The organism is Trueperaceae bacterium (genome assembly GCA_031581195.1).
Taxonomy (GTDB): domain Bacteria; phylum Deinococcota; class Deinococci; order Deinococcales; family Trueperaceae; genus SLSQ01.
In genome coordinates this window covers 11,579-21,493 of the sequence record JAVLCF010000034.1, presented here as the reverse complement: position 1 = coordinate 21,493, position 9,915 = coordinate 11,579, and the positions used below count along the sequence as shown (strand labels likewise).

9 protein-coding genes and 1 riboswitch are annotated in these 9,915 nt (G+C 71.9%); of the genes, 2 read left to right on the top strand and 7 right to left on the bottom strand.

What is annotated here, in order from left to right; genetic code table 11:
• Positions 1–156: 156 nt before the first annotated feature.
• From RI554_04825 to ribD, 5 genes are all read right to left on the bottom strand, one after another.
• Positions 157–1,026 (bottom strand): sugar ABC transporter permease, encoded by an 870-nt coding sequence (locus RI554_04825; protein MDR9391335.1) that lies wholly within the window; start codon positions 1,024–1,026, stop codon positions 157–159.
• Positions 1,027–1,105: 79 nt separating this feature from the next.
• Complete coding sequence (locus RI554_04820; GenBank protein MDR9391334.1) at positions 1,106–2,383, bottom strand: sugar ABC transporter substrate-binding protein; 1,278 nt, start codon at positions 2,381–2,383, stop codon at positions 1,106–1,108.
• A 99-nt stretch (positions 2,384–2,482) separates the two neighbouring features.
• Positions 2,483–3,724 (bottom strand): bifunctional 3,4-dihydroxy-2-butanone-4-phosphate synthase/GTP cyclohydrolase II, encoded by a 1,242-nt coding sequence (locus RI554_04815; GenBank protein ID MDR9391333.1) that lies wholly within the window; start codon positions 3,722–3,724, stop codon positions 2,483–2,485.
• The gene (locus RI554_04810; GenBank protein ID MDR9391332.1) at positions 3,721–4,353 is read right to left on the bottom strand and encodes a riboflavin synthase; all 633 of its coding nucleotides are present in this window, start codon (positions 4,351–4,353) and stop codon (positions 3,721–3,723) included. The genes RI554_04815 and RI554_04810 overlap by 4 nt, the downstream gene beginning before the upstream one ends.
• A gap of 34 nt (positions 4,354–4,387) precedes the next feature.
• Complete coding sequence (gene ribD, locus RI554_04805) at positions 4,388–5,641, bottom strand: bifunctional diaminohydroxyphosphoribosylaminopyrimidine deaminase/5-amino-6-(5-phosphoribosylamino)uracil reductase RibD (GenBank protein MDR9391331.1); 1,254 nt, start codon at positions 5,639–5,641, stop codon at positions 4,388–4,390.
• Positions 5,639–5,773: riboswitch (FMN riboswitch) on the bottom strand. Its footprint overlaps the gene before it by 3 nt.
• A gap of 115 nt (positions 5,774–5,888) precedes the next feature.
• On the opposite strand from ribD, the gene RI554_04800 reads away from it, so the two are divergent.
• Together RI554_04800 and recQ are read left to right on the top strand one after the other, a co-directional pair.
• Positions 5,889–7,151 carry an aminopeptidase gene (locus tag RI554_04800; protein MDR9391330.1) on the top strand — a complete coding sequence of 421 codons (1,263 nt, stop codon included), beginning with the start codon at positions 5,889–5,891 and terminating at the stop codon, positions 7,149–7,151.
• Between the two features lie 98 nt (positions 7,152–7,249).
• Entirely contained in the window at positions 7,250–9,103 is a 1,854-nt protein-coding gene (recQ, locus tag RI554_04795; protein ID MDR9391329.1) for a DNA helicase RecQ, read from the top strand.
• Here recQ and RI554_04790 read toward each other — a convergent pair.
• Both RI554_04790 and metG read right to left on the bottom strand, forming a co-directional pair.
• Positions 9,064–9,561, bottom strand: coding sequence for an META domain-containing protein (locus tag RI554_04790; protein ID MDR9391328.1), 498 nt, complete (start codon positions 9,559–9,561; stop codon positions 9,064–9,066). The two genes, recQ and RI554_04790, sit on opposite strands and share 40 nt — an antisense overlap.
• A partial coding sequence (gene metG / locus RI554_04785) for a methionine--tRNA ligase subunit beta (GenBank protein MDR9391327.1) occupies positions 9,558–9,915 on the bottom strand: 358 nt, incomplete at its 5' end. The genes RI554_04790 and metG, both read right to left, overlap by 4 nt.

Sequence of the window (9,915 nt, the reverse complement as noted above, 5' to 3'; positions counted from 1 at the left end):
CTTGGAGGCAGCTCGAACACCGAACCGGCGGGCTTGAAGCTGGTGATGAGCATCCACGCGAACGGGAGGATGGTGACGATCCCGTACCCGACCAAGGCGAGGTACGCGAGCGTGATGCCGATGTGCCGGCCGTGGGGGCGTGTCGGACCCGCCTCGTTAACCATAGTGCACCCACCGTCTGCGCAGGAAGAAGTTGAGGGCCGCGATGCTCGCCACGAGAGTCAGTAAGACGTAGGCCAGAGCGGAGGCGTACCCCATGCGGAAGAATACGAAGGCGTTCTGGTAGATGTAGAACGCAAGCGTCGTCGACGAACGTTGCGGGCCACCACCCGTCAGGGCGTAGGTCGCTTCGAACGTTTGTGACGATGCGATGAGGCTGACGATCAAAACGAAGAACGTGACGGGCGAGAGAAGCGGGAGCGTCACGTGGCGAAAGACCTGCCATCGGGTCGCGCCATCCACCTTCGCTGCGTCCTGTATCGCGCCATCCACGTTCTGTAGCCCCGCAAGGAACAGGAGCATTTGAAATCCGGCGGCTTGCCAGACCGACACGACAACGAGTGCAATCAGGGCGTAGTCGGGGTCACCTAGCCAGAGGGGTGGATCGTCGATGCCGATCGCGCGAAGGAATGCGTTCAGCAACCCGTGCTGGCTTGCAAAGATCCATCGCCATACGAGCGCGACGGCCACCATTGACGTGATGTACGGCATGAAAAACAATCCGCGGAAAACAAGCGATCCCTTGAGGCCTTGATGGACGAGCAGGGCAAGAGCAAGCCCAAGTGCCATGACGCTTGGCACGTAGAGCAGTGTGAATTGCACGGTATTGCCCATGACGTGCCAGAACGATTCGGTTTCGATGGCGTCGCGATAGTTCGCGAGTCCTACGAAGCGGGGCGCGCCGAGGATATTCCATTCGGTGAAGCTGACGTAGAACGACGCGAAAATCGGGCCGATGCGAAACACGAACAGGCCGATGAGCATCGGAGCGATGAAAAGGAAGGGAAGATGCTTGGGATAGCGCATGCAGTTCCTTGACGTGGAACGCACGGTACGCCGTGCGTTCCACGTGGATTCAACCGGTCTTCGACGGGTCGGAAACGGTTTACGGGTTCGGGTAGACGCGCTCGAGCACGCCGTTGCCGTACTCGGTGAAGCGTTCGATCGCCTCGTCGATGGTCTTGCTTCCGTTGAACGCGGCGTCGAGCTCCCCGTTCATGCCGCCCTCCTCGGCTGCAGCGTAACCGCGCCACTCACCCCAGTTGGGCGTGAAACTCGTTTTCCCGGGGAGGGAACCGATGTCGAGAATGACGTCTTTGTTGGCGGGTTGCTGATCGAGTTCGAGCCAAGCGTCGCTCTGCGCGGTGGTGCGCAGAAACGGAACGGTGCCACCGAGGTACAGGTCGGTGGAGCGCTCCTCGCCCGTCATGTGGCGAATGAAATCGAACGCCAGGTCTTGCTGGTCGCCGTTGGGGGACATGGCCATCATGTCCGGCCACGTGTATCCCACGTCGCCCGTGCTGGAGGGGCCGTTGGGCACTTGCGCGATGTCCCACGCGAACGCACCGTCGACGATGGTGCGATTGTTCGCGATGTTCCAGGTGCCGTCGACCCACATGGCCGCAATCCCTTGAGGGAAGACGTCTTGTTGGCGGATTCCCTCGAGAGAGGCGGGCGTGGGTGCCACGCCGTGCTCGTGCACGAGGTCGGTCAAGAAGGTAAGTGCTTCACGTGCACCGTCGTTCACGTCGAGGCGAGTGCGCGCCTCGTTGAGAAGATCTCCACCGTTGTTGAAGATCCACGGTTCGATGTGGGCGTAGCGTCCGTAGGCCCAATATCCCCACTGATCGATCGTCCCATCGCCGTTCTCGTCGATCGTGAGGGCGTCCGCAGCGGTGAGGAAGTCATCCCACGTCCAGTCGTCGTTCGGGTAGGCCACGCCGGCGGCGTCGAACGCGTCGGCATTGTAGTAAAGGACGGTTCCGACCCAGTTGACGGGGAACGCGTAGACGTTGCCGCCCTGAGGAAACTCGGCGACGCTCAGGACGCCCGAGTAGTAATCGCTCAAGTCGAGGTCGGCAACGAAGGGCGTGAGGTCAGCGAGCAAGCCTTCGCTTTGCCACTCGGCGATGAAGCCGCTCGACATGTAGAACACATCTGGAAGACGGCCAGCTGCCGCGAGGGCACGCATCCGAGGCCAATACTGGTCGGGTGGCAGCGCTTCGACCTCGACGGTGACGCCGTGTTCTTCCTCGAACGCCGCGATGAGGGGCGCTTCGATCTCGGCGAGCTCGGGGTTCCACGAGAAGTACCGAAGCGTCTGGGCCGCGGCCGTAGACGCGACGAGCGAGAGGAGGATGGCGAGCAGCGTGCGGGTAAACATGTGGACCTCGATTCGTCTGCGCGGGTGGGTATTCGGCTCCGCGCGTTGGACGTTAGTCCGCGGTCGTCATACATGCGTCAGCGCGATCACGATGGTGCGCTAGCGAGCCTCGTCGAGCCCGAGGTTCGCGTCGTCCTCGTGATGCCCGAGCTTCGCGACCTTCGTCGCCAGGTAGCGCGCGTTGTGCTCCGTCTCGCCGACGTGCAGCGGTTCCCGCGCCACGATCGTGAGGCCGAACCCCTCGAGCCCCGCCACCTTCCGGGGGTTGTTCGTGAGGAGCCGGAGGCGTTCGACCCCCAGATCCAGCAGGATCTGCGCACCGACGCCGTACTCGCGCAGGTCGGCGGGGAAGCCCAGGCGTTCGTTGGCCTCGACCGTGTCCGCGCCCGCGTCCTGCAGCGCGTACGCCTGCAGTTTCGGGATCAGGCCGATGCCGCGCCCCTCCTGCCGCAGGTACACGAGCACCCCGCGGCCGGCGTCGGCGATGGCGCGCATCGCCGCGTCGCGTTGCGCACCGCAGTCGCAGCGCAGGCTGTGCAGCGCGTCGCCGGTCAGGCACTCGCTGTGCATGCGCACCAGCACCGGTGCGTCGGTCGTGACGTCGCCCATCACCAACGCGACGTGCTCGTCCCCGGTTTCCGCGTCGCGGTAGCCGTGCACCACGAACGTCCCCTCGGGCGTCGGCAGCTCCGCGCTCGCTTCGCGCGTCACGAACCCGTCGTGGCGCGCCAGGCGGTAGGCGATCAGGTCCGCGATCGAGCCGACCCGAAGCCCGTGCGTCTCGGCGAAGTCCAGCAAGGCCGGGAGGCGCATGAGGGTGCCGTCGTCGTGCATCAGTTCGCTGATCGCGCCGGCCGGCTCGAGGCCGGCCAGGCGGCACAGGTCGACCGCCGCTTCGGTGTGCCCCGCGCGGCGCAACACCCCGCCGTCCGCCGCGCGGAGCGGGAAGACGTGCCCCGGCCGCGCCAGGTCGTCCGGCCCCGACGCGGGGTCGGCGGCGGTGCGGAGGGTGGTGGCGCGGTCGGCGGCACTGATGCCGGTCGTGACCCCCTCGCGCGCCTCGATGGAGACCGTGTACGCCGTCTGCCGGCGGGCGGTGTTGCGCTCGACCATCATGGGGAGCTCCAGCCGGTCGGCGGTCGCGCCCGGCAACGCCAGACAGACGACCCCGCCCGTGTGCCGGATCAGGAACGCCAACGCGTCGGCGTCGGCGAACTGCGCGGGGAGGATCAGGTCCCCCTCGTTCTCGCGGTCCTCGTCGTCCACCACGATCACCGGACGCCCGGCGCGCAGGTCCTCCAGGAGGGCGTCGACGTCCGCGAGGCGCGGGTCGCGGTTCACGCGTCCGCTCCGTCCGCGAGGGCCGCGGCGCGCGCGGCGTAGCGCGCCATCACGTCCGCCTCGAGGTTCACCGCGTCGCCCGGCTGGAGTTCGTGCAGCGTCGTGACGTGCAGGGTGTGCGGGATCAACCACAACGTGAAGGCGTGCGCCGGCAGGTCGGCGCGGGTCCCGCCCGGCCCCCCGACGTCGACGACGGTGAGGCTCACGCCGTCCACCGTGACGCTGCCCTTCGGGATCCACCAGCGCGCCAGCGCCGGGTCGCTCTCCACCGTCAGGACCGTCGCGCCGTCGCGGTCCTCGCGGGCCGCGATGCGGCCGACCCCCTCGACGTGCCCGGCGACGACGTGCCCCCCGAACCGCCCGTCGGCGGGCAGGGCCCGCTCCAGGTTCACCGTCGCGCCCGCGGCCCAGCGGGGGGCGGTCGCGCGGACGGTCTCGTCGGTCAACTCGACCTCGAAGCCGGTCGCGTCCACCGCGACGGCGGTCAGGCAACAGCCGGAGACGGCGACGGAGTCGCCGACCTTCAGGTCCTCCAGGACGGTGGTCGCCTCGACGCGGACGCGCACGTCGCCGTGCGACCGTCCGACCGTCGCGACGCGACCGACTTCCTCTACGATGCCGCTGAACACGCTGCGGCCTCCTTTCCGGTGCGGGGGGCGCGACTCACGTCGCGTCCCCCGGGCGGGGTGCGGGGGTGGGGGCCGACGCGTCGTCGGCCGCGTCGGGGGGGCCGGGCCGCACGACGCGACCTTCGACGAGCAGGTCGTCGCCGACCGCCTCGTAGGTGACGTCGGCGAGGGCGGTCGCGTCCGCCATGCGGGGCGCGCCGGCGCCGGCGAGCGCGGTGGGGGCGTCCCCGCCGACCAGGGTCGGGGCGAGGAACCAGGCGACCCGGTCGATCGCGTTGGCGGCGAGGAACGCCGCGGCGAGCGTCCCGCCGCCCTCCAGAAGCAGGCTGCGGACCTCGCGTTCGTGGAGGCTGGCGAGGGCCGCCGCGACGCGCGGGCGGGCCGCACCGCCCGGCGCGACGACGTCGGCGCCGGCGGCACGGAGCGCCGCGACGCGCTCCGCCGGCGCGTCGGTCCCGACGAAGATCGTGACGTCGGCGGGGACGTTCGCGTCGTCGGGCTGGAACAGCGCCGCATCGACGGGGGTGCGGGCGGCGCCGTCGAACACGACCTTCCGGGGCGTGCGGCCGTGCCCGCCGCGCGTCGTCAGGCGGGGGTCGTCCTGCAGGACCGTGGCGATCCCGACCGCGACGGCGTCCACGCGGCCGCGCAGGGCGTGCACCCGGTCGCGTGCCGCGGGGCCCGTCACCCACCGCGCGTCCCCCGACGTCGCGGCGGTCTTGCCGTCCAGGCTGGTGGCGGTCTTGTACAGCACCCACGGTCGCCCCTCGCGTTGGGCGGTGAGGTACGGCTCGTTCTGCGCTTCGGCGAGGTCGGCGAGGACGCCGACCTCCACCTGGACGCCCGCCTCCCGGAGGCGCGCGACGCCGCGCCCGCGGACGCGGGGGTCGGGATCGAGGGTGGCGACGACGACCCGCGCGACGCCCGCCTCGATCAACGCCTCGGTGCACGGGGGGGTGCGGCCGTGGTGGTTGCAGGGCTCCAGCGTGACGTACGCCGTGGCGCCCTCCGTGAAGCCGTCCGCCGCCTCGAGCGCCACGACCTCCGCGTGCGGGCCGCCCGCTTCGGCGTGGTAGCCGCGCCCCACGATCGCGCCGTGATCCGAGCCGGGGTGCGCGGGGTGCACGAGGACGCAGCCCACCAGCGGGTTCGGGGACGTCGTGCCCCGCCCCCGCTCGGCGAGCTCGAGCGCGGTCGTCATGAAGCGTGCGTGGCCGGAACGCGGCCGGTCGGTCTCGGGTTCGTACGTCACGACGGTCGCCGGCGCGACGCGCGCGCGGCGATTCACCTCCTTCTCCCATCCGGACTCTCACCGTCGGTACCGGAATCGCACCGGTTCGGGCCGTGTCGGCTTCGCGGACTCGGGCGCGCGTGCGCCCACACCGCCGGTCGGGAATTGCACCCTGCCCCGAAGGAACGCGGATTGTCGGGCGGCGGCGCGGACGCGCCGCCGACCTCCCCCGAGTGTAGCGCTCCCACCCGGTCGTCGGGGAAGCGGGCGGACGTCCCGGCCGGTTCGTGGCATCCTGAACGGCATGCCCGACGCACCGACCGACACCGACCTCCGCCGCTACGCCGACCTCGCGATCCACGTCGGGGTCGCCCTCCGCGAAGGCCAACGCCTCGTGGTGCGCGCGCCCCTGCACGCCGCGCCGCTCGCGCGGGCCCTCGCCCGCAGCGCCTACGCCGCCGGCGCGCCCTACGTCGACGTCGACTGGAGCGACGAGGAGATCGCCAAGATCCGCTTCCTCGAGGCGCCCGAGGGCACCTTCGAGGAGCTGCCCTACGGCCAAGCGGAGGCGAACCTGGGGCGCGCCGAGCGCGGCGACGCGTTCCTCTCCATCACCGGCGAGGACCCCGAAGCCCTCAAGGACGCCGACCCCGAACGCATCGCCACGTTCCGCGCCGCGGCGTCGGCGGCGAACAAGCCGTACCGCGCGTACGCGATGGCCGACCGCATCGCCTGGTCGGTGATCGCCGCGCCGTCCCCCGGCTGGGCCCGCAAGGTGTTCCCCGACGCCGGCGAGGACGCCCCCGCGCGGTTGTGGCGCGCGATCTTCGCCGCGACCCGAGCCGACCGCGACGATCCCGTCGCCGCCTGGCGCGAGCACGTCGCGGAACTCGACCGCCGCGCGGCGGTCCTCGAGGACGCCCGCTTCGACGCCCTGCACTTCCGCGGGCCCGGCACCGACCTCCGCGTCGGCCTCGCCGACCACCACCGGTGGGCGTCGGGCGGCAGCACCACCCCCGAGGGCCAGACGTTCGTGGCGAACATGCCGACCGAGGAGGTGTTCACCGCCCCGCACGCCCACCGGGTGAACGGCACCGTCCGCGCCAGCGTCCCGCTGTCGCAGGGCGGCCACCTCATCGAGGACTTCGAGTTGCGCTTCGAGGGGGGCGTCGCCGTCGCCGCGCACGCCGCGAAGGGCCAGGAGGTCCTCGACCGACTGCTCGCCACCGACGCCGGCGCGCGGCGGCTCGGGGAGGTCGCGCTCGTGTCCGCCGACAGCCCCATTCGCGACGGCGCGCCGCTGTTCTACAACACCCTCTTCGACGAGAACGCCGCTTCGCACGTCGCGCTCGGGCAGGGCTACCGCTTCTGCGTGCACGGGGGGCCCGACGCCTCCGACGACGCGGTCGCGGGGTGGGGCCTCAACGACAGCCTCATCCACGTCGACTTCATGATCGGTTCCGCCGCCATGGACGTCGACGGCGTCCACGGCGACCCCGAGGGCGACCGGGACGGGGACGACGGGACGCGCACCCCGATCATGCGCGCGGGCCGCTTCGTGCTCTGACGCCCCCGCGGGCGCCCGGCCCCACGCCGGCCGAGCGTCCCGCGGCTCGCGCCCGGTCGCCGGTCGGGCCGGGCGCCGCGCCGTTGGTACCCTTCCGCATGCCCGAGCCCCCGGCCGCCCCCACCCCCAGCACCCGCGCGCGGGCGCTGGAGGTCCTGAAACGCACGTGGGGCTACGACGCCTTCCGCGGGGACCAGGGCGACGTCGTCGTCCGCGTCGCGGACGGCGGCGACGCCCTGGTCCTGATGCCGACGGGCGGCGGGAAGTCGCTCTGTTACCAACTCCCGGCCCTGCTGCGCGACGGCACCGCCGTCGTCGTCTCGCCCCTCATCGCGTTGATGCAGGACCAGGTCGCCGCCCTCCGCGAGCTCGGGGTGCGCGCCAGCTACCTGAACTCGAGCCTCACGCCCGACGCCCGCCGCGAGGTCGAGGCCGACCTGCTCGCCGGCCGCCTCGACCTGGTGTACGTCGCGCCGGAGCGGCTCGTGAACGAGCCCACCCTCGCGCTGTTGGAGCGCACGCCCTTGGCGTTGTTCGCCATCGACGAGGCGCACTGCGTCTCGCAGTGGGGGCACGACTTCCGACCGGAGTACCTGCAGCTCTCCGTGTTGGCCGAGCGCTTCCCCGGCGTCCCCCGCATCGCGCTGACCGCCACCGCCGACGGCGTCACCCGCCGCGAGATGCGCGAGAAGTTGCGCCTCGAGGACGCCCGCACGTACGTCTCCAGCTTCGACCGGCCCAACATCCACTACCAGGTGACCGACAAGCGCAACGCCCGCCAGCAGTTCCTGGCGTTCTACCGCGCGAAGCACGTCGGGGACGCCGGCATCGTCTACGCCATGACCCGCAAGACCGTCGACCGTACCGCCGAGTGGTTGCGGACGCAGGGCGTCGACGCGCTGCCGTACCACGCCGGCCTCGACCGCGAGGTCCGCGCCGCGCATCAGGAGCGCTTCCTGCGCGAGGACGGCGTCGTGATCGTGGCGACGATCGCCTTCGGGATGGGCATCGACAAGCCCGACGTGCGCTTCGTCGCGCACCTCGACCTCCCTAAGAGCCTCGAGGGGTACTACCAGGAGACCGGCCGCGCCGGTCGCGACGGCCGGCCCGCCGACGCCTTCCTGACGTACGGCCTCCAGGACGTCGTCCAGGTCCGGCGCCTCCTGGCGTCGGGGGACGGGGACGAGGCGTACCAGCGCGTCACCCGGCAACGCCTCGAGGCGCTGCTCGGCTACTGCGAGACGTCCAGCTGCCGCCGGCAGGTGCTGCTGCGCTACTTCGGGGAGGACCTGGACGCGCCGTGCGGCCACTGCGACACCTGCCTCGACCCCGTCCCCACGTTCGACGGGACCGTCCCCGCCCAGAAGCTGTTGTCCACCGTCGTCCGCACCGGGCAACGCTTCGGCGCGGGGCATCTCGTCGACGTGCTGCTCGGCAAACGCACCCCCCGCGTCGAACGGCTCGGGCACCAGGACGTCTCGACGTTCGGGATCGGGCGCGACCTCGACGAGCACGGCTGGCGGTCCGTCGTCCGCCAACTCGTGGCCTCGGGCCACCTCGTGACCGACGACGAGGGGCACGGCTCGTTGCGCGTCGGGCCCGCCGCCGCGTCGCTGTTGCGGGGGGAGACGACCGTCGCGCTGCGCGAGGATCGCGTCGCCCCCGCCGCGAAGGGTGGGGCGGGCGGCGCGGCGCCCCGCCGCCGCGAGGCGCCGGCCGACCTGGACGACCCCGAAGACCACGCCCGCTTCGAGCGCCTGCGCGCCGTCCGCACCGCGATCGCGCGCGAGGCGGGCGTCCCTCCGTACGTCGTGTTTCACGACGCCACCCTGCGCGAGATCGCGGTCCGGCAACCGCGCGACCAGGCGGAGCTCGCCGACGTCCAGGGGGTCGGCGCCGCGAAGCTCGCGCGCTACGGCGAACGGTTCCTCGCCGCGCTCGACGAGGGCTGACGCCCCCCGTCCGCCGGCCCCTCGGCCGGCACCAACGTCACGTCCCCCTCCGGCCCCCGCAGGTGGAGCCGGTCCCCCGCGACGTCCACCGACGTCGCCGCCCCCAACGCCCGGACGTACGCCTCCCCGCGGCCGTCGTCGCCGCAGTACGCCTTCGTCGTCGCCAACGGACCGAACACGCGCACGCCGGCGGGGTCGGCGACGCGGCCCGCGAAGCGGTTGCAGGCCGCCGTCCCGAAGACGTCGGTCCCCGACACCGTCAACGCGTACCGGGCCGACGGCACCTGCGTCCGTACGCCGTCCGGCGTCGCCCAACGCACCGCCCACCAGGTGCCCTCCGGCACGACGCCGTTCGGCCCGGGGCCGCCCGCCGCTCCCGCAGCCGCCCCGAGGAGGACGAGCCCCAGGAGGCCCGCCCGAACCCAGGTCCCGACGCACGCCGGCGCGGCGTCCCTCACCGCACCTCGGAGCCGGGCGCCAGCGGCCGGTCGAGGCCGGCCAGCGACAGGGTGCCCTCCGCATCCTCCGCCGCGAGGATCATGCCCTGCGACGTCACCCCCCGCAGCTTCGCGGGCGCCAGGTTCGCCACCACGATCACGGTCGTCCCGACCAGGTCCTCGGCGGCGTAGTGCGCCTTGATGCCCGACACCACCGTCCGCGTCTCGGGCCCCAGGTCGACGGTGAGGACCCACAACCGGTCGGCGTTCGGGTGGTCCTCCGCCGCCGTGATGGTGCCGACGCGCAACTCCACCTTCGCGAAGTCGTCGATGCCGATCTCCGGCTTGTGCTCCAGCGGCGCTACCTCCGGCGCC